Consider the following 20,727-nt stretch of genomic DNA (forward strand, 5'->3'; position numbering starts at 1 on the left):
TCGCATCCGACAAAGCATTGGTTCGCGCGCACCACCGCTGACTATTCTCTTTCGTCGCGCGAATTCGATGCGCCCTTACTGCCCGGTATCAAATCGGTCTTCGTTTAACATAATGCCGTCGACCGAGTAATGTTGCGCGGCTAGCACCGGCTTTTCGTCTTCGCGATTGACAGTGACGGAAAGAAATCCCCCGATGACATTCAGATACTTATGTTCCGGCCGCTTGTCGTCCTTCGGCCAGCCGCCTGCATGCGCATCGCTCGCGGGGCCGCACGAGTATTCGCGCAGGCCGGTGACGGGATCGACCGAGACATACTGCCAATGCCGATCCCCGCAGACGACGACCATGTTTCTCTGTGCGGCCATAAACGCGCGCAGTTCGTCACCCTCGTGTTTGAAGCCCGCGTTCGCGTGATTGTCGTTCTTCGCGGACCGATCCGGGCCAACGATCGGCGTCGGACTCACCAACACGCGAAACGCCGCGTCAGATTCTGATACCGTGCGCTTGAACCATTCCTTCTGTTCTTTGCCCCAAATCGTCTTGTCCGGTCCGTCGGGCATGTCGTTCGGACTGCGGAAGTCGCGCCCTTCGACGAACCACACCTGCAGGTCCTTTCCCCAGCGCACCGTGCGATACGTCTTCTCGCCCATCGGCACCTGTTCGAGAAACACCGCCTGCCCTTGCGCAAACGTGAAGTCGCCCATGAACTTCGACTCCATCGTCGGCCAGCAATCGTTTTGCCATGTGTCGTGATCGTCCTTGATGAAATAGCTCGGCACCTGCTTGTGAAACTCGACATTCGTCGGCAGGCTGTACATGCGTTGCCAGTGCCACCGCGCCAGCGGCAGCGACTTTGCCAAAACGTCATAATAGAGTATGTCGCCGGTGTGTACGAAGAAGTCGGGGTTGAGTTTCAGCATCGCCGCGTACATGCGGAAACCGTCCGGCGCGTCCTTGTCGTTGTACTCCGTGCCGGTCGTGACCGTAAAGGTCACGGGCACCGTAGCGTTCTTCGCCGGGGCCGTTTTGAACCGCGCAGAAATCGACGACAACGGTGACGTACCATCCATTGCCCGGGCGTCGACGCGAAGCTCGTATCGCGTATTCGCCTTGAGGTTTTCCAGCTTGATTTGGTTAGTGAAATCGCGTTGGGAATCGACCGATTGCCAACCCGTTTCGGTCCATTCGCGCAGCCCTTGTTCACGATATGCAACGCGCATTTGACCGGCATGCCCGGGTGCAGCGCCGTCCAACTCGTCGACGGTGACGCCGTTTGGAAACTCAACGACAGGCGCACGATTTCGGCCGGTATCTTCCTCCGAGGTTTCACCGGTTCGCGGATCGCGATATTTTACGATTGGGTTTGGCCCGCCTTCGGCGATGCGATCCTTAGTGGACGTCAATCGCGTCCAAACGATCGCCGACGTGTCCGTCACTTCGCCAATCTTGACGCCCGTCGCCAAATACGGACCGTTGTGTTCGACCGCCGCGGCAGCTACGAACAAAGCAAGCAGCACGATTCGCATGATCGACATGTCTCCCCTGCAGATTCGACCGTTCAATATACCGATTCGCTATGCAATTCGATTCAACTATGCCAATAGATACAACGCCATGGCCCATTCGTGCGCGTGCTCGTAATCGTGCTCGTAATCGTAATCGAATTCTCGATATCCATTAGAAGACCGTCTCGATTCAGCAGCCACTATATTCTTGAATACGCAATACCCCCAAACCATCGACCTATCGTTTCGCGCCGATTGCGTCGGCCCATTTATTCCACCGCGCGAGCATCGCCTCAGCGCGTCTGGGTTCCTTGCGCTTGAGATCGTTCAGCTCGGTGCGGTCTGCTTCGAGATTGAAGAGTTCCCAATCGCGGTTAACCGCCGACACCAACTTCCATTTGCCCTCGCGGATCGCTTTGCTGCCTTCGTGTTCCCAATAAAGGTGTTCGCGCTGCTCGCGCTTCTTACCGCGGAGAATCGGCGCGATGCTGCTGCCGGGCAGTGGCGCGAGGGAGTTCCCTTCATACGAATCCGGGTACGCCGCATCGGCGAGATCGAGACACGTCGGCATAAGGTCGGTGACATGCGCCACCTGCTTCGTGAGTTCGCCGTGCTGACGAATCTCACCCGGCCATCGCGCGATGAGCGGCGTGGCGATGCCGCCTTCGTGCGTCCAATGCTTGAACATGCGGAACGGCGTGTTGCTCGCGTTTGCCCACGGCCGCTGATACGCGAGGAACGAACCGCGTTCGCCCGCGCGCGTGCCGGGCGTGTGCAACGGCGAGTCCAGGACCATTTCATGGCAGCCGCCGTTGTCGGAAAGGAAAAGCACGAGCGTGTTGTCGTCCGCGCCCGTCTTCCGCAACGATTCCATCACGCGGCCAATCCCCTGATCCATGCGATCGATCATAGCCGCGTACACGGCCATGCGCAGCGCGCGGTCTTCCCTATCGGATACGTCGGCCCACGCAGGCACTTCCGGATCGCGCGGCGACAACGGCCACTTCTTGTTCACGATACCGAGTTCGATCATGCGTTCGTGACGCCGCGCGCGCAGTTCGTCCCAGCCGATGTCGTACACGCCGCGGTACTTCTCGATATCCTCCGGCCACGCATGAATGGGCCAATGCGGCGCGGTGTACGCGAGATAGAGAAAGAACGGCTGCTCGGCGCTGCTGTGTTCCTCGACGAACTTCACCGCGTAATCCGTAAACGCGTCGGTCATGTAGAACGTATCGCCGCTCGGCACGTAGGACTCGTCATCGAGCGCCATCACGCGTTTGCGCGGGCCTTCCGTGTCGAGCTTCCAATAGCTGCTGCCGCCGCTGACGATTCCAAAGTAGCGATCGAACCCGCGTTTGCGTGGCCAGTGGTCCGGCGCCTCGCCCACGTGCCACTTGCCCGACATGTACGTCCTGTATCCCGCGGGGCGCAGCAACTCGGCAATCGTCGCGCAGTTCTTGTTGAGATATCCTTGATACGGACCCTGCGGACGGTTCTGTTCCGGAAAGCTGACCATACCGCCCATGCCGGCCTGATGCGGATAGAGGCCCGTTAATAGCGCCGCGCGAGTGGGACAGCACCGTGCCGAGTTGTACGCCTGCGTGAAACGCAACCCCTCGGACGCCATGCGGTCGAGGTTAGGAGTATGGATTTCCGACCCGTAGCACCCGAGATCGGAAAAGCCCATGTCGTCCGCCATGATGATGACGATGTTCGGGCGCGTCGATCTCGCTTGCGCCCCATCAGTCGTCAGTCCCAACGCCGTCGCCGCCGCGATGCCCGCACTACGTCCGATAAACTGTCTGCGCGTGATCATGGGTCGCCCTCCCCACTATCCGGTGGGCGCCAGCATACACGCACTTCAACTCAAACACGTAATTAACGTTCTCTTCGTGCTCATAATTGCCTCGTTACCAAGCTCTGCTTGGTAACGCGCTCTTGAAAAGCTCCGCTTTGCTCTTACCTCCGAATGCCGTGGTATGACCGAACCCTCGATTACGAGCACGATTACGAGCACGAGCACGAAGATGAACTGCCCTGGAATGTCCAATTACTGCGCGATACTGAACAGCGCGTCGAGCATCCGGTCCGTCACCGTGATGACGCGCGCGGACGCCTCGTAGGCGCGTTGATACAGCAGCAGGTTTGTGACTTCCTCGTCGAGGTTCACGCCGGACACTTCCTGCCGCCGCGCCTCTAGATTCAGCAGGAACTGCTCGTCGACTGCCAGACTGTCGTTCGCTGCGCGCGAGTCAATCCCCAGTCCAGCTACGGTTGATTGATAAAAGTCGCTGATCGTCGCCGTGCCGCTATCGAGCACGAGCGCGGTGCGCAACGCCGCCATCTGTAACGCCGCTTCGTTGTCGCCGGTATTCAACACATCGTCGCTGAACGACGACGTGATCCAATCCGGGTTCGCTTCGAGGTCGGGATTCACGCCGATGCTGCGCGCGTCGCGCCCGGTGAAGAATCCGTTGATGCCCAGTGCCGGGAGCACGTTGGTGGAATCGTTCGCGAACGAGAACGTGAAGCCCGCGTTCGCGCCGAGGCTAATCTGCTGCCCGGAAACGCTCGCGGAGAAATTCGGGACCGCGTTCAACGCCGTCGCCAGATCGTTGAGCGTCGTTGTCGCCGTGATCGTAATCGTCGTCGTCGTGGGCGCGCCCGTGTTGTCGTAGACGACGACGTCGAAGGTGCCGGGCGTGACGGTGAACGGAAGCCCCGCCGAGACCAGCGCCGTGCCCGCGCCGGTCACGTTATTCGTGCTCGTGATCGTGCCGGACAAGTTCTGCGTGCCGTTGCCCTGGCTATGAATGCGGTTAATCTGTTCGATCAGCGCCGCGGCGATCTGATCGATCTCGTCATCCAGCCCGGGAATGACCGTATCGCGGATGTGCAGCGCGCCGAAAACTTCGCCATTGGTGACGTCCACCAGCGCGTTGTTGTCCGCGAACCGCAGCTCGACGAGATCGTTGCGTTCCGGGTCTAGCGCGGGATTCCGGAACGCGATGATGTCGCGCGCGCCGGACGAATCGACCAGCACGTCCGCGCCAATCTGGATGTGGAGTTGCCCGCTGCTGTCCTCGCGCGAGCTGATGTTGATGATGCGCGACAGTTCGTCTACCAGCACGCCACGCTGGTCGCGCAGGCCGCTCGCGTTTGCGCCGCCCCCCTCCGCAAGCCGAATCTGGCGGTTCAAGTCCACGATGCGGTCCGCGAGCGAATTGATCTCGGGGACGAGGTTCCGCACTTCCTCGTTGGCGTTCGTGCGGAGTTGATCGAAGCGTCCAATGAGGCCGGTCAAGCTGCCGGCCATGGCGTTTGCTTCCGAGATAAGCGCCTCGCGCACAGGGGGCGATTCGACGTTGTTCGCAAAGTCGTTCAGCGCGTCGAAGAACCGATCGAGCCGCGACCCAAAGCCATTCTCCGACGGCTCGAGAAATACGTCCTCCAGCAGATTGAAATATTGCGTCTGGACACTCGAACTGCCCAGGTTGGGCGCCTGCCCTTGGTAGGCCTGGTCAAGGAAGGCGTCCCGGATGCGCTGTATATTGGCGACGTCCACGCCGCGCCCGATCGGCCCCACAGCGGTCAACGCCGGGAACCGTTCCTCGAGAAGCGCGCGCTGACGCGAGAACCCCGGCGTGTTCACGTTGGCAATGTTGTTGCCCGTCACGTCAAGCTGAATCTGCGCCGCGGCCATTCCCGACCGCGCGATATCGAGCGCGCTGAACAAACTACCCACTGAATCCTCCCGAGTGCGGACTGCCCTGGACGCATTCCGTCGCAGCCAACGGTGCAATCCGCATACCCATTTATCGGCGAGGAAAGTTGGGGGCTTGAGGTCTTTTCATAAGGGTTTGAACGAACATTTTATTGAACATTCATAAGTAATTATGAATATTATACTTACGTATGCTGCACGCGCCTCCGATCTCGCCCAATGCGCTGCAAACCACGCCTCATTTGACGCGAATCAGGGTCGCTCCACCCGGCATTGCTTTCCCCAAGGAGAGGAAAATGTGTCGGGCGACCCGGCCACGGACAGCCTTCGCCGGCTCTGGCGCCTTCGCGTCGGGGAGTACCACCATCCCAAGAGAGCCAGTTCTCGCGAGCGGGGCAGCGCCAACTGTGAATAGGTGCCGCATCGTACGCCGTGCGCTGAAAGCGCACCGCTCAAGTTTTCATAATCTCAGGGTAAACTCTGTTCGTGACGACTCGTAATCGAACATTCGAGCTCCTGCAAAACTTCTATAGGCGCTCGACTTTTCGAACGAATTTGGGATTCATGACACTAGTTCGCGGTAGGTTGCGCTGTTCGGGACGCCGGGCTACGACTCTCAAGGTCACTGTTGGAGGCGCGGCGTAGTGGATAGCCGGATTCAAATCGATGCAGACATCTGCCATGGAAAGCCCGTGATCCGCGGCGCCCGCTTACCCGTCGCGCTTATACTCGGAAGCCTGGCGAGCGGCATGACCTGCGACGAGATTCAGGAAGATTACGAGTTGAAGCGCGAGGACATGCTCGCGGCATTGTGTTTCGCGGAGAATGGCGTCGAGCAGGATGAGTTATACTTGTCGACCAGGTAGCGCGGCCATGCGGTTCCTGATTGATGCCAACATGCCTCGTGCTGCAAAAACCGTTTCCGCTCCGCAGGTTGCATGCTGCATTGACAAATTGGAAGTCTTCCACCCCGTTCGTGTATCAATTATCCTCCCGCTTTGTGAGTCGCAAACGAAAGGCGTACAGGTCCCCGCATGACGGTTTGGCAGGTGAATTGGTACTCGATTTTTGCCTACGCGCTGGGGGTTTCCTTCGTTCTTTCTGCGGTGCTCACGCATATCGTCCGCAAGCTCGCCATCCGTTGGAACGTGCTCGATCACCCCGGCGAGCGCAAGATGCAGTCCGAACCCGTCCCGCTCCTCGGCGGCGTCGCCATCGCCCTCACCTTCTTCCTCGTCATCGTCGGCAACATGCTTATTCTGCTGCCCGCGCAACGTCTCGACTGGGACTGGCTCCAGGCCAACGTGCTGTCCTTCCTCGGCACCGAACAAGACGCCGTCTGGAAACTTGCCGGCGTCTTCCTCGGCGGCATCGTCATCGTTGCCGTCGGCGTCATTGACGATCTCTACGCGTTGCGCCCGGAGAAAAAACTCGTCGGCCAGATTCTTTCCGCGCTGTTGCTGGTCCTCTGCGGCGTGCGCTTCGACTTTCTCAACGACGTGATCGGCGTGCACCCCATTATCTCCGGCGCGGTCACCATGGTCTGGATCGTCATGATGACCAACGCACTCAATTTCCTCGACAACATGGACGGCCTCTGCGCGGGCGTCTCCGCGATCGCGGGCCTCGCATTCTTCGCATGCGTCCTGCCCACGCACCAGACCTTTGTCTGCGTGCTGCTCATGGTCTTCGTCGGCTCAGTGTCCGGCTTTCTCTACCATAACTTCAGCCCCGCGCGAATCTTCATGGGCGACGCCGGCGCCATGTTCTGCGGCTACATCCTCGCGACGGTCGCCGTGCTCGGCACCTTCTACTCGGCGAACGTGACTCCGTCGCGCATTGCGCTCGCCGCGCCGCTGCTTGCCCTCAGCGTGCCCGTGTTCGACACCGTCAGCGTCGTCTACATCCGCTGGCGGCGCGGCGAATCGATCATGAAAGGCGACAAACGGCACTTCTCGCACCGCCTCGTCGAAGTCGGCATGACCCCGCGCCAGGCGGTCGAGTTCATTTACCTCGTCGGCCTCGTCACCGGACTCGGCGCGGCCCTCTTACCGCACGTCGATTTCACCGGTACAATCATCGTGCTGGCCCAGGCCGTCGGCGTATACTTGCTCATCGTGCTGCTCATGAACTCCGGAAACGGCAAGAAGCGCGCCCCATGACCGTGCCGACAAAATCCGCGCCGCGCGAAGGCATCCTGAAATCGCTTCCGCCTATCGAGGAACTCGTCCTCGCGGTCGGTGTCGGCTTGATCGTGTTCGTGCGCCCCTGGCGCGACGGCATGACCTATCCCGAGTACAACGTCACCTTCACATGGGCGTGTGCCGCGCTCGCCGCGTACTGGGCCGTCATGGTGCTCACAGGCCGTATGCAGGTCCGCTTTGTGCTCCCCGTTTCCTTGCTCGCCCTCTTTCTGCTCGTCGCAATCGTCACGGCAGCCTACACAATCCAGTACGACCGCACCTACCGCGCCCTGATTACGTGGAGCGGCCACCTGCTCCTCTTCTGTGCCGCCGCGAACGGCCTGCGCTCGCGCACGTCCATCGCCATCGTCATCGGCTTCCTCGCGATCACCACGATCGCGGAATCGCTGTGGGCCGTACTGCACGTCATGTACGTCATGCCCATGCAGCGCGCCGCCGTCATGAAGGACCCCACACTCCTGCAAACGTATTTCGACGCCCACTCCATCACCGCGGAACTCGCCGCGCGGTTGGAAAGCAACCGCGCATACGGTTCAATGCTGTTCGCCAACGCCCTCGCCTGCTGGCTCCTCACCGGCGTTCCGCTCGGCATCGCCGCCACCAACGGGCTCTACTTGCGCCTGAGCGAAACGCTGTCGCGCGCGCGCGAAACAGGGAAAGTCGCGCCCGAATCCGTGACCGAACGCACCCGCGTACTTTTCGCGACGTTGCTCGTCGGTGCGGCCGCATTCGTCGGCATCACGCTCTATTACATCATCTACTTCACCGTCTCGTATGGCCCGACGGCGGACATGGGCGCGCACATGGCGCGCTGGATGTTCTATTGCGCCGCACTGCCCTCCGCAATCACGATCGCCGCGTGGGTGTTCGCCTCGCGCTACGGCGCGAGCGCGCTCATGTTCGCCGTGTCCATGATCGTCTCCACGCTCTTCGGCCTCACCGCCGTTTACGGCCTCGGCGCGACGTATTCGCGCGGCGGAATGCTCGCCTGCGGCGGGGCGCTCATCGTCCTTGTGTTGCTCATGGTGCAACGCAAACCCGCCATTCAAATACAGGCCGCGCAACACACCGTCGCCATACTGCTCGTTCTCGCCTCCATGTTGCCGCTCGCGCACCTCGCCGTCGCCCAACAAGGCACTCCGCCAAACGCGCCGCAACGCGAACAGTCCGGGCCGAACATGAAGAACCTCACGGTCGAAGGCGTCAATCCGTCGTGGGACGCCATGACCGATCCAAACACCGCGCTCTTGCGCCTGGGCTACTGGATATCCGGCCTGCGCATGTTCGCCGCGCACCCAGTCACCGGCGTCGGTCTGGACAATTTCCCGACCGCCTATCCGCACTACCAGGTTCTCGGCGCAGGCGACGTAAAGTACGCGCACAACGATTATCTACAGTGCGCCAGCGAAACCGGCATCTTCGGCCTGCTCGCGTTCCTCGGGTTCTGGGGATACTTCGCCGTGTCGAACGCGCGCAGCATTCTCCGCGAAACCGACCGCGCGATGCGGTGGTTCCGCGCGGGAACCTTCGCCGGTGTCATCGGCTTTCTGCTGCACTCGTTCGTCGATTTCAATTTCTTCAACGCGAGCCTCGCCACGCTTGCGGTCGCATTGGCGGGGGTCTCCTTCGCATTCATGCCGGACTCCTCAACCAACGCCAGCCCGCGCGGTCGCGTCCTCGCCGTAGCCGTGCTCGCGCTCGTCGCGTGGACCGCATACGCGGGCAGCCGCGTCTCGAAGGCCGACGCCGCGCTGGGCCGCGAAGAAACCCGCCGCGTCCGGCTCATCGCTGCCGAACTCCTGCTGGGCGACGATCAGGGCAGGCGCAATCTTTCGATTCCGTTTGAGATGAAGGAACAGACTGTCGCACTACTCGTCGACGACGCCGCCGCGCGAGACACGATGGGAATCGTGATGATGCCGAACGGCCCGCAATCGCGTCGCCGCGCGCAACCCGGTGAAGAGTCGCACCCCGAAGCGCGCCGCTACATGCCGCCCGAGTCGCGGCCCGCCGTGCACAAGGCCGTGCTCGACGCAATTCCAAAATGGATCGCGCGCTGCGAAGAGGCCGACGCCGCGTATCCGCACGACCCCGACGTCAGCGCGCACATCGTCCAGTGGTACGACAAACTGCGCGAATACGCCCCCGACCAAAGCGAGCGGATTCGCGCGTCGGACGAAACGATCCGCTGGTGCGAGGTATGTATCGAACGCAGCCCGCTTCAGACCGCCTACTACGATGCCCTTGCAAAAGCGCTCTGGAGCCGCGCCGAACTCGAGACGTCCACGAAGCAGCTCGAGTACTACGACCGCGCCATCGAGAATTGGCGCATCCGCACCGAAATCTATCCCGTCAAGCCCGTCGTCTGGCGCGAATATGCCGCCAAGTGCATCGAGTACGGCAAGTCCCGCCTTGACGCCGGCGACTCCGAACCCGGCCAGAAGCTCATCGACGAAGGCGACCGCGCCAACAAACACGCCGACGACCTCGACGCGCAAATACAGAAGATCGCCCTCGGCAGGGGATGATCGTTCCACCGCCTTCTCGCGCTCGTGCTTCGTAATCGAGCATTTCACTTCGAGTCCGACGCATTCCCGCTCCCGTAGCCACATAAATTTCTGAATTGCGCTAATCTATGGAAGCAATCAACGGACTCCAACGGACCAAAAGCCTGAAATAGGTTGCGACTAAGACGATGTATACGGAAGACCAACGGTTCGCGCTGTGGGTGTATCTTGTGGCGATAGCGGTTACGTGCATCAGTCTTGCCGGACTGGTCATCGCGGCAAACACACCCAACGCCAACCCGGTACCCATCGCAACAGTGATCGTTGTCGCAGTACTGTGCGCGTTCTTGTGGGATGTGCTTGTTCTGCGGACGACCGTCAGCCGAGATGGCGTATATGTCCGTCTCGGGTGGCCAATCCCGATCTTCTGGACTCGCATTGGCGCCGGCCGCATTCGCGAAGCGCGCGTGGTCACCTATCGTCCGCTGCTCGACGCGGGCGGATGGGGCCTTCGATTCGGGCGGTTCGACGGGCGATTCGCGACGTTCTGGAACGCACGCGGCAACCGCGGCGTGATGATCGAGACGGACTCGCGCCGGTACGTGATCGGGTCGCAGTCGCCGGAGTTGCTGCATGCCGCGATCGAGTTGGTGCGCAATCGCGGCGCATGAGCACGGCGGTTTTGCCTAGACCACCCTACCGAATTCTTGAATATGAAATAAATGGGCGCGACAATTTATGCACTGGTTCACGGTGGAAACTGAAGTCGAAAGATCGATTACGATTATGAGCACGAAGGGAAACACGTTGCAGACGTCCCATGACTCCCATACTTCCCATAGCTCCCATTGCTCCCGTCACCCCCACCACGATCCCACCCCGTGGACTGGCTCATTGATCTCGCCCGAGACGGCACTGCAGCGGGCTCCGTCATCACACTCGGCGCGGTCATCGCGCTGGGGCTTGCGTTGGGCGGCGTGCGCGTGCGCGGCATCGGTCTCGGCGTCGCGGGCGTGTTATTCGCGGGGCTTCTCTTTGGCCATTTCGGCATGAAGCTCGATCGCGTCGTCCTGGACTTCGCGCGCGAACTCGGTCTCATCCTCTTCGTCTTCGCCATTGGGTTGCAGGTCGGCCCGGGGTTCTCCGCAGCGCTGCGCCGCGAAGGCCTGGCGCTCAACGCGCTCGCCGCGGGTGTCGTCGTCATGGGCGCAATCATCGCGGTCGGCGGCGCGTGGCTCGCCGGTCTCGAGATACCGGCCGCCGTCGGTACGCTCGCCGGCGCGACGACGAATACCCCGAGCCTCGCCGCGGCGCAGTCCGCGCTCGCGGACATGGGAGCTACGCCCGACGCCGCGGCGTTGCCGGGCGTGGCATACGCGGTGGCGTATCCGTTCGGCGTCATCGGAATCATCCTCGCGATGCTGCTGTTGCGGTCCCTCTTTCGCGTCGACGTGGCCGCGGAGAAGGCGGACCTCGAACGGCGCAACGCCGAACATACCGAAGTGTTGGAGCGCGTGAACCTGTGCGTCGCAAACGCGGCATTGGAAGGCCGCGCGCTGGGCGAGATTTCCCTGTTCGAGGAATCGGGCGTGATCATCTCGCGCGTGCAACACAACGGCGAACAGCACGTCGCCACGCCGGAGACCGTGTTGCACGCCGGCGACATCGTGCTCGCGGTAGGGCCGCGGCCAAAGCTGCACGCACTGCGCCTGTTGGTCGGGCCGAAGGCGGACATCGATCTGCGCGACGCGCCCAGCGCAATCGAGAGCCGTCGACTGATTGTCACAAAGAAGAGTGTGCTCGGTAAGACCGTGATGGAACTGGGGCTGCGCGCGCGGTACGGCGTGCAGATCACACGGGTGTCGCGCGCGGGTGTCGAACTGCCCGTGAGCGCGGCCCTGCGGCTACAATACGGCGACCGCGCGATCGCCGTGGGCGAGGCGGCGGGTCTCGACAACGCAGCGCAAATCCTCGGCAATTCCGCTCGCGCCCTGAGCCATCCCGATCTGATTCCGTTGTTTCTCGGCATCGTAATCGGTGTGGCCGTCGGCAGCATCCCGATTGACGTGCCGGGCGTGCCCGCACCGGTAAAGCTCGGGCTTGCGGGCGGCCCGTTGATAACCGCGATTCTGTTAAGCCAGGTTCAGCGCGTCGGACCGCTCGTGTGGTACCTGCCCGAAAGCGCATCGTTCGTCTTGCGCGAATTGGGCATCGTAATCTTCCTCGCGTGCGTGGGACTGAAATCCGGCGAACACTTCGTAGCGACGCTCTTCAGCACGGAAGGCGCGGTCTGCGTCGCGCTCGGCGCGTGCGTCACCTTCGTTCCGATAATCGTCGCGGGCGCCATCGCGCGCCGCGTGATGAAGCTGAATTACTTGTCCGTCTGCGGGCTGCTTGCGGGCAGCATGACCGATCCACCCGCGCTGGCATTCGCGACAAACGTAACCGCATCCGACGCGCCGACGGTCTCGTATGCCGCCGTATATCCGCTTACGATGGTCGCGCGCATTGTCACGGCGCAGATTATTGTTTTGGTGGCTGCGGGATGACAAGGAGACTTCCCCCTAAATCCCCCTTCAAAGGGGGACTTAATGCGGCGCAAATGACGTCGTTCGCCAATTCTTAAAGTCCCCCTTTGAAGGGGGATTTAGGGGGATGTTACCGCGCGCTCACCGTGTCGCATTCCTTCCCACTGCTTTGGCAGAATTCCGCACAGAAGGAGACACTCATGATTGTACGCATTCTCATAGCGGCCGCTGTCGCGGTCAGCGCGGTTGCCCAATCGAAGATCGTCATCGCGCATAGGGGCGCGTCGGGGTATGTGCCGGAGCACACGCTCGAGGCGTATGCGATGGCGCATGCAATGGGCGCGGACTACATCGAGCCGGACGTCGTGCTGACGAAGGACAAAGTCTTCATCTGCCTGCACGACATTCATCTCGAAGGAACAACAAACGTCGAGCAGGTGTTTCCGGATCGCAAGCGAGCGGACGGCAAGTGGTATGCGGCGGACTTCACGCTCGCGGAGATCAAGCAACTCGGCGCGCACGAGCGGTTGAAGAACCGGTTCCCGCAGGACAAATCGTCATTCCAGGTGCCTGCGTTTGCGGAGATGATCGAACTCGTGCAGGGACTCAACAAGACAACGGGCCGCGAAGCGGGAATCTATCCCGAGTTAAAGGAACCGGCGTGGCATCGCGACAACGGCCTGCCGATGGAAGAGGCGTTTCTCGAACTCGTGACGCAGTACGGCTACTCCGGCGAGGACGCAAAAATCTTCGTACAGTGTTTCGAGCCGAGTCCTTTGAAGCGCATGCGCGCCGACCTGAAGTCTGACTTGCCGCAGATTCAACTCATGGGTGGTCAAAGAGAGTTTGCGCCGATGATGACCAACGAGGGACTCGCGGAAATCGCCACATACGCCAACGGCATCGGTCCCGATATCGGCACCGTTGAGAAATCCCCCGACCTCGTCGCGCGCGCACACGCAGCGAAATTGCTTGTCCATCCCTACACGCTGCGGAAGGATTCGCTGCCGCCGAAGTACACCGCATTCGACAATGCCGCGAATCAGTTCTACAATGTGTACGGTGTGGATGGACTTTTCACCGATCACGCGGATTTGGCGATTCAATTCCTGAAGCGGCCGGCGAAATAGACGGGGCCCCTATCGGGTTCGGTGCATTCTGGGGGAAACGAGCATGGCATTGGCGTCGCGGTTTTGGACGACGATGTACGGAAAATGGCGCAGCGCAGGCGTCGATCGCAAGCCGGGCTATTCGATCTTAATGATGGTTCCCGGCGATTTGGCCGTGTTTCTCGATCTCGCATTGGACGTGTGCGGCGGCCAGGACCTCACACATTGCGCGGAAATTCTCGTCATTCCCGACCGCCCGTCGCCGGAGTTTCGCAAGCGCTTCGAGGCGTGCCAGGAAGAGCGCAGCACGTTCCCGATGCGGCTGGTGACGCTGCCGATCGTCGATCGGCTCGTCACGCGCCGCATGAACAATCCGCACCACAATTATTTTTTGCAGCTCAAGAACGGGATCGACGCGTCGCGCACGACACACGTATTGCTGCACGACGCGGACCTGTTCATCGTCGATCCGGGGTTCCTGAAAGCGCATTACGAAGCCTGCGTCGAGCGCAAGCTCGTGTGCCTGGGACTCAGCCCCGCCTGGGACCAGTGGTACCGCGACAGCGGGTATCCGCACGTGACCGCGACGTGGGAGTTGTTGATCGACGTTGCCTGGGCGCAGCAGTATCCGCCCCATCAGCACCACGGCCACCGCGGCGTGATCAACGGCGTCGCACACGATTTCGACGCTACGCTGCTGCCGCAGTGCTTGACGCCGCCGGAACGCGTGGGCCGCCACAATAACGAGTGGGCGTTCGTCCATTTCAACTATGTCATTAGCACGTACCGCTGGTTCCAGCGCAGCACGGGCCGGTTCGAGGACACGAATTTTCGGGTACTGCTCGTGCGCCTGTTAATCGACGCGTGCGACCGGTCCGGATGGCAGTACGACGCGCCGCCCATCTCCGAACTCGCAATGGGCCTGCGCAATCCGTCGCGCCGCGTGACGTATACGAAACAGGAAACGCGGAAGAACTACCCCGAGTTCCGCGCGAAGCTGAAGGAGTTGATCGAGAAAGGCCGCCTCACCGACGCGCAGTGCGCGATCCTCCGCAAGGGAATCGATCCGTTCGACAAGGCGTTCGACTGGCGCGGGTAAGACTTGCAAGACTGACTCGCTGAGATCGCGGCGGCGGAATCACGGGTGCAAAGACTTCCACACCAGTCCGCCGGTAATCAGCAAGAGCAACACGCCCATCACAACTTTGCGCCGCGGCAGCGTCAGCCATTTTTCGAAGCGCGCGGCGAGCGGGTTCACCAGTTGCGCGCCTATGAACACCAACGGCGCCAGCGCAAAACAGACGTGGCCGTAGGTCCACTGCAGTTCCACGGTCCGTTCCGCCAGCAGGTGCGCGATCGTGCCCGACGTGCTCGTGAATACCATGACCGTATTCGACAACGCCACCGCGCGCTCGTTCGAGACAAGGCCCGCCATCAACGCGAGCGGGACCAACACCGCGCCTCCGCCCGTGCCCGTCGCCCCGCCGACAATGCCCGCCGTTACGCCGATCGCCATGGCAACGCCCTGACGCTTGCGCACGTCTTCGCGCCGCACGACGACGGATTTGATGAAGAACGTGCGCAGACCCACGAATGCCAGCAGCGCGATAAACACCCAGATCACGCCCGCGTCCGAAAGGAGTGTCGTGACCCAACTGCCGAGGTAGCCGCCGACGACCGATCCGCTCGCGAAGACGACGGCCAGTCCGAGTTGACGGTCGTCCTGTCCGCGGTTCATGCGCCACGCATTCACGAGCGACACGAAGATGATGATGAACAGGCTTGTTCCCTTGGCAGTGTGCGCGTCCATGCCTCCGACGAAGAACAAGAATGCGGGAACCATGAAGATGCCGCCGCCCAGGCCGAGCGCGGCGCTGATCATTCCGACCGCGCAACCCAGCAGCAGCATCTCGACGACGAACAAGACGATTTCCACGCAGCCTCCGAAGTTTACCTCCGCCTAGCTTACATGTGGCGCCGCTGGCTATGCACCAATCGCTGCTCGCTAGACGCTAGGTGCAAAACGCTGTAAACTTCCGTCCAAATGCGTGAACTGCGGGCATGGCTAATCACCGCGTGGCGGTTGACTCTATATCTCTTCTATCGGCTCGGGATCGGGAAATGTCCAAACCTCCTGGGAATCTATCCTGAGTTGGTGGCTGTTTTCGATCGCGTCATGGGGTGGCGCAAGAACTTGCGCGTGTCGGGCGAGTCGCATTGTCCCCGCACCGGCCCGGCCGTGTTCTCCGGCAACCACTACGCGAAAGACGACCCCTTCGTCGCCTACCGCGCCATTCACCGCATCTGTGACGGCGCATATCCCGTGCGCTACATGATGCGCGACGACTTCTTTGCGGGCGGCGGCGGGATTCTAAAATCAAAGCTCATTGATGTGGACGAACTCGTCTGTATGCTGGGCGCATTGCAGATCAGCCGCGACCGCGTGCAATTGACGCAGCTCAAGCCTTTCATCGCGCTACTGCGCGAACAGGCCGCGTTCATCATGTACCCGGGGCGCTCGCGTTCACGCACCGGCGTCTTCGTCGAGTACCGCGACGGGATCGACGAACCCGGCGGAGTGACGTTTCTCGTGGCGCAGGCGCAGCGCAACCGGCCTGAGTTGAACGTCCCAATCGTGCCCTTCGCGCGCACATCGAACCTTGCGACGAAAACATCCGTCCTCGTGTTCGGGCCGCCTGTCTATCTGCCGCACGATGCCGATCGGGCCGTTCAGCGCGACCTCGATTTCCGGATCATCGAGTTGATGGCGGGGCTCGTCGAGATCAACGTCACGCACATCGTGGCGGGGATTGTCTACCTGCGGTGCCTGCACGGACGCACGGAGCCGCTGAGTATTGATGCGCTAAACAAGTCAATCGAAAGCACGATTGAACGCCTGCCCAATCGACTGATCGATCCGGCCGCAAGGGCGGACTGCAGAGGTCAACTGGAAGCCGCGCTCGACCATTTTGCGAAGTCCCAACTTATCGTGCTACGCAGCAATTCGATCACGCCGGTTGCCGGCGCCGTCCTCGCCGCGCCCCCGCACGACACCACGTACCGCGCGATCAATCCGATCAAGTACGCGGTGAATCAGATACTGCACTTACCGGATGTGATCGACGCCGTCGAACGCGCCGCGGCGTTCGACAACGCGTAGCCACACCATTATTTCGCCGCCGGTTTCGGCTTCTCCTGCATGGCGCCGGTCATCGGAATGAAGTAGACGCCCACATCGCGCTTCGACCGCACCTTGCCTTCCGTGTCTTTGGTGTAAACGTAGAGAATCTGCTTGCCTTTGATCGCGGGACCGACGGGAATAATCAGGCGTCCAGTGCCTGGCTTGAGTTGTTCGAGCAGCGCCGGCGGCACGTAAAGAGCCGCGCAAGTCACCATAATGATATCGAACCCGCCTTCGACTTCCGGCCACCCGTAGTAGCCGTCGCCGACTTTCTGGTGCACGTTGTCGAACCCGCCTTTCGCGATGATGTCCGCAACGGCCTCGCCCAGCGGCTTGATGATCTCGATCGTATAGACCTCTTTCGTGAGACGCGACAGCAGCGAACTTTGGAACCCGCTGCCCGTGCCGATCTCGAGCACGACGTCCGTCGGCTGCGGATTGCTCAACTGCGTCATATACGCCTGGCCGAGGTAATCGCTCAGCGCCGAGCCATAGCCAATTCCCCACGGCTTCGCTTCGGTCTCGTACGTGCTCGCCGCGGTCGAATATTTACCCTCGTAGTTGTAGTGAAAGTACTCGCGCGGCAGCGCGCGAAACGCGCCCACCACGCGCGGGTTTGCCTCCTTGAAATGTCCGGCAAGGTATTTCTCAATGCGCGCGATGGCGGAATCCTTCCGCTTCTGTACGGAATCGAACGTGCCCTGCGACATGGTCATCTTGCGGCCGGTCGCCTCCACAAGCGCGCTGTATTTCTCGAATGACCACTCCGACATCGCCGGCGTACTCGCTATTTCCGGTTGCGCTGGGGCCGGACCGTCTGAAGTCGCAGCGGTCTCGCCAGGCGCAGAAGCGTCTGCTGGCGCGGGTGGATGCGGTGCGGGCGGGTCCTCTGCGCCAATCGCGCTGAATAGTACCGATCCGAGAATTGCGCACATCGCGACGGGCAGGGCGAGAGTCCGTCCGAAACACATTGGGAATAGACTTATTCGATTACGATTACGAGCACGAGCACGAGCACGAGCACGAGCACGATCCTCCTTCGCCCGATCGGCTTCGGAGGACAGGTCACAGGTACGAGTACGAAAGTCGGTTACCGTGTTGTGCACATCATTTGAAATCTCAAATCTCAAATTTGAAATACCACAACTCATCGCGAAACCTTTCTGAAGCAGGCTAAAACATTCAAAAGCAATTCACTGCGCCGCGGCCTTCGGCGTGGGTTGCGCGAAGAGCGCCATTACGTACGCGACACACGCGACCGCAAACAGTACGCGATACCCGAACATCACCGCAAGGAGGCTTGCCAGCGGCGACGCAATGACCGAGAACGCGCCGTTCACGGCCCATGCGATGGGGACGAACGACGCCGCGCCGCTTGTGAGCGACGCCATGCCCAAGGGAAACATCATGCCGAGCGCAAGCGAAGCGGGCGCGAGCGCGACCACGATCAGTGCGATCTGAATCGCGTACGGCCATGCCAACGCGGCGCCAATTGCGGTATCCAGCGCCGCAGCATACAGCACGCAACTCAACGCGATTAGGACCACGGCAACGCGTACGCCGCGGCGCGGCGCCGATCCAAACCGTCCTGAGAGCGCGCTGCCCAAACCGGAGAATATGAGCATCCCGCACAATACAATGGCGAACGACGACACACTGTCGTTCAGCAAGCGCGCGAATTTGTCGATCAATGCGATTTCGATGAACAGGAATCCGAGGCCCAACGCCGCGAAGTAGCACACGCCCCGCACGATCGGCGCGTTGCCCGCGCGCAGAGTCTTCCATCGCGCAAGTGGCAAGAGCAACACGATCACGGCCATGACAAGCGCCTGCGCCAGCACGGCAATGTTCGTGAGAAACCCGACTTCCTCGTGGGGCACAATTTCCAGCTTGTCGAGCAGACTGCCCAGGCGTGAGGGTCGGAAGACGTAATTCAGATACGGGCGGTCCGCGGTTGACGGCGTGAGATTGAAAAAGCTTTCCGCACGAAACGCGTCGCCGTCGGGGCCAAACAACGCGATCAGGTCGTCGCGCAGCGCATCCTGTGGTCCTTCGCGGCTCGTGTCCTCGGTCTTCGTCTCGAACGACACCGGCGGAAGCTCATTCCATACTTCCACCGCAGCGGGATCGATCCCCGCGAAATAGCTGGTGTCGAACGACAGATCGGAACAGAACTTCCTTATCAACTCGAGATCGTCCGCCGAAAACGCCGCCTTCGAGATCAGGATGCGTGCCGTCCATTCGCTTCGGTAGACGACGATGTGTTGTTCCGGATTGGGTAGATCGCGCAACGCAACACGGGCTGTTTCCGCGAGGCGCACCGCATACACGGGAAACTCGCGAATCGAGATTGGAATCGAGACGATTCCGTCCGGCGCCAGCGCGCGCATGTACGCTTGAATGGCATCGACGGTGAAAGCGTACTTGTTCGCGGGTCCTTCGTCCATGTAATCGTCGGAGACGTCGATCACGTCGAACGGTTTCGTTTCGCGCGCCAGCACCGCCTGTGGCGACGCGCGCACGATCCGGCTGCGATCCAGGGACAGTGCGTCAAACGCCTGAGCGGCAAGGTTGAACATGATCGGGTCGGATTCGATCGCGAGGCAATCGACGACGCCCAGATAGCCGGTTTGCACTTCGATCGGCCGATACCCGCCGCTCGATCCGACGAGCAGCGCGCGCGCGGCGGGCCGCAGCGTGTACGGCAGCGAACTCAACGCCGCGGGCACGTAGGACAAATCGATCTCGCCGCCCGGAAGGATCGACGCCATGCGGTTGCCGTCCTTGTACAGGCCCGGCGATGCAGGCGTGCCCGTGGAGCCCATGAGGCCGAGGTTGTTCGACAGCGCGAGGTCGCGGCGCTCCGTGAAGTTGTCGAGCAACAGGTAGTAGCCGCGCGGCGTGCGGTACGATTCGAGGACTTTGTTGTCCTGCACGTTCATCACGGGATAGATCGATTTGTATTCGAAGAAGCGCGCCTTGTTGAACGCGATCGCGGAGACTTCGCATGCTGCGACGACAACAATCGCCAGCGCCGCGTAACTCCACGTCCGCGCGCCCCCCGTCTTCGGCGCGTTCAGCAGTGCGGCGACGAACAGGACGAGCGGCACGGCGCAAATCAGGTAGAACGGATGAACGACGAACATCAGCACGAGAATTGCGGTCGCGCCCACGCCCGCGCCGATAAGATCCGCTGCGTATAGTTTCGCGACCTCGCTTTGAAACGCCGACCAACTGAGGCCGAGAAAGAAACCGCTGAGGAAGTAGAATGGGAAGAGCGCCGCGTAAAACTTGCCGATGTTCGCCAATTGCGACTTCCACAGGACGGCATTCTGCAGTTCGAGCGGATTGAACGGATTGATCGTGGTGAAGTAATAGCCCGCTGCCGCGGCGACCATCAACAGGAGGGGCAGCGCGCGAAAGAGAAACTCTTTTCGCGCCAGCGCCGCACTGCGAAACAGCGCCAGGAGCACACCGCTGACCGCAAAGCCGGTCATGGCGATCGAGATTACCCAGTACCCGTACTCGGACCAGCTTGCGACGGCGAAGTACCGCGTCAGCAGCACCTCGTACGAAAGCGCGGCGCAAGACACGAGAAAGACCGATCCCGCCCTGACCGATGCCACGGTATTCGATTCCTCCTCCGCGCGTGCGTGGTGTACGATGTGTCCCGGCCGACCCATCCGCCGCCGCAAGCCGCCTCTGTATGAATCCCCGCGCGGCGCAATTGGGTCCGCGGATTCGATCCGGCACGGCCGTGTAGTATATGAAACATCGCGCGCCCGGTTCACCGAAGGTGACGGTGCACGTGCCGGCGGGACGGCGCACGGAACAAACGACGTGGAAGCACAAGCGCTCATCGAACAACTCATGGACAGCCGCGACGACGCCGACATCATGGCGGCGGCGCGCGAGCTTGCGCCGCGCACGGGCCTTGCGCCGCACGCCGCGCGCCTGCTCGTCGA

The 20,727-nt window shown here is 61.3% G+C and carries 14 protein-coding genes; 8 read left to right on the forward strand and 6 right to left on the reverse strand.

The window, feature by feature from the left end; all coding sequences use genetic code 11:
• Positions 1-75 precede the first annotated feature (75 nt).
• From HUU46_09720 to flgK, 3 genes are all read right to left on the reverse strand, one after another.
• A complete protein-coding gene (locus HUU46_09720; GenBank protein ID NUM53908.1) occupies positions 76-1,527 on the reverse strand; it encodes an alkaline phosphatase D family protein in 1,452 nt (483 codons plus the stop codon).
• A 217-nt stretch (positions 1,528-1,744) separates the two neighbouring features.
• Positions 1,745-3,325, reverse strand: coding sequence for an arylsulfatase (locus HUU46_09725; protein ID NUM53909.1), 1,581 nt, complete (start codon positions 3,323-3,325; stop codon positions 1,745-1,747).
• Positions 3,326-3,559: 234 nt separating this feature from the next.
• Positions 3,560-5,254, reverse strand: coding sequence for a flagellar hook-associated protein FlgK (gene flgK / locus HUU46_09730; protein ID NUM53910.1), 1,695 nt, complete (start codon positions 5,252-5,254; stop codon positions 3,560-3,562).
• 569 nt (positions 5,255-5,823) lie between these two features.
• Between flgK and HUU46_09735 the strand changes: the two genes are divergently transcribed.
• From HUU46_09735 to HUU46_09765, 7 genes are all read left to right on the forward strand, one after another.
• Positions 5,824-6,099, forward strand: coding sequence for a DUF433 domain-containing protein (locus tag HUU46_09735; protein NUM53911.1), 276 nt, complete (start codon positions 5,824-5,826; stop codon positions 6,097-6,099).
• A gap of 168 nt (positions 6,100-6,267) precedes the next feature.
• Entirely contained in the window at positions 6,268-7,395 is a 1,128-nt protein-coding gene (locus tag HUU46_09740) for an undecaprenyl/decaprenyl-phosphate alpha-N-acetylglucosaminyl 1-phosphate transferase (GenBank protein NUM53912.1), read from the forward strand.
• Entirely contained in the window at positions 7,392-9,965 is a 2,574-nt protein-coding gene (locus tag HUU46_09745; GenBank protein NUM53913.1) for an O-antigen ligase family protein, read from the forward strand. Before HUU46_09740 ends, HUU46_09745 begins: the two co-directional genes overlap by 4 nt.
• Before the next feature lie 167 nt (positions 9,966-10,132).
• A complete protein-coding gene (locus HUU46_09750) occupies positions 10,133-10,615 on the forward strand; it encodes a hypothetical protein (GenBank protein NUM53914.1) in 483 nt (160 codons plus the stop codon).
• A gap of 210 nt (positions 10,616-10,825) precedes the next feature.
• Positions 10,826-12,493: a putative transporter gene (locus tag HUU46_09755; protein NUM53915.1), complete on the forward strand. Its 1,668-nt coding sequence runs from the start codon at positions 10,826-10,828 to the stop codon at positions 12,491-12,493.
• Between the two features lie 179 nt (positions 12,494-12,672).
• Positions 12,673-13,602, forward strand: coding sequence for a glycerophosphodiester phosphodiesterase (gene glpQ, locus HUU46_09760; GenBank protein ID NUM53916.1), 930 nt, complete (start codon positions 12,673-12,675; stop codon positions 13,600-13,602).
• 43 nt (positions 13,603-13,645) lie between these two features.
• Complete coding sequence (locus HUU46_09765; GenBank protein NUM53917.1) at positions 13,646-14,680, forward strand: hypothetical protein; 1,035 nt, start codon at positions 13,646-13,648, stop codon at positions 14,678-14,680.
• 39 nt (positions 14,681-14,719) lie between these two features.
• Here HUU46_09765 and HUU46_09770 read toward each other — a convergent pair whose 3' ends face one another.
• Positions 14,720-15,517, reverse strand: coding sequence for a sulfite exporter TauE/SafE family protein (locus HUU46_09770; protein ID NUM53918.1), 798 nt, complete (start codon positions 15,515-15,517; stop codon positions 14,720-14,722).
• Between the two features lie 108 nt (positions 15,518-15,625).
• On the opposite strand from HUU46_09770, the gene HUU46_09775 reads away from it, so the two are divergent.
• Entirely contained in the window at positions 15,626-16,741 is a 1,116-nt protein-coding gene (locus HUU46_09775) for a hypothetical protein (GenBank protein NUM53919.1), read from the forward strand.
• Between the two features lie 8 nt (positions 16,742-16,749).
• On the opposite strand, the gene HUU46_09780 is transcribed toward HUU46_09775, so the two are convergent.
• Both HUU46_09780 and HUU46_09785 read right to left on the reverse strand, forming a co-directional pair.
• On the reverse strand, positions 16,750-17,733 hold the full coding sequence (locus HUU46_09780; protein NUM53920.1) for a protein-L-isoaspartate O-methyltransferase: 984 nt from the start codon (positions 17,731-17,733) through the stop codon (positions 16,750-16,752).
• A gap of 222 nt (positions 17,734-17,955) precedes the next feature.
• A complete protein-coding gene (locus HUU46_09785; GenBank protein ID NUM53921.1) occupies positions 17,956-20,388 on the reverse strand; it encodes a hypothetical protein in 2,433 nt (810 codons plus the stop codon).
• Between the last annotated feature and the right edge of the window lie 339 nt (positions 20,389-20,727).

It is taken from the genome of Candidatus Hydrogenedentota bacterium, assembly GCA_013359265.1.
Classification (GTDB): Bacteria; Hydrogenedentota; Hydrogenedentia; order Hydrogenedentales; family SLHB01; genus JABWCD01.

Coding starts and splice junctions, on each gene's coding strand:
- HUU46_09720 (NUM53908.1), bottom strand. CDS start 1,527: ATGCGAATCGTGCTGCTTGCTTTGTTCGTAGCTGCCGCGGCGGTCGAA.
- HUU46_09725 (NUM53909.1), bottom strand. CDS start 3,325: ATGATCACGCGCAGACAGTTTATCGGACGTAGTGCGGGCATCGCGGCG.
- HUU46_09740 (NUM53912.1), top strand. CDS start 6,268: ATGACGGTTTGGCAGGTGAATTGGTACTCGATTTTTGCCTACGCGCTG.
- HUU46_09745 (NUM53913.1), top strand. CDS start 7,392: ATGACCGTGCCGACAAAATCCGCGCCGCGCGAAGGCATCCTGAAATCG.
- HUU46_09750 (NUM53914.1), top strand. CDS start 10,133: ATGTATACGGAAGACCAACGGTTCGCGCTGTGGGTGTATCTTGTGGCG.
- glpQ (NUM53916.1), top strand. CDS start 12,673: ATGATTGTACGCATTCTCATAGCGGCCGCTGTCGCGGTCAGCGCGGTT.
- HUU46_09765 (NUM53917.1), top strand. CDS start 13,646: ATGGCATTGGCGTCGCGGTTTTGGACGACGATGTACGGAAAATGGCGC.
- HUU46_09775 (NUM53919.1), top strand. CDS start 15,626: ATGCGTGAACTGCGGGCATGGCTAATCACCGCGTGGCGGTTGACTCTA.
- HUU46_09780 (NUM53920.1), bottom strand. CDS start 17,733: ATGTGTTTCGGACGGACTCTCGCCCTGCCCGTCGCGATGTGCGCAATT.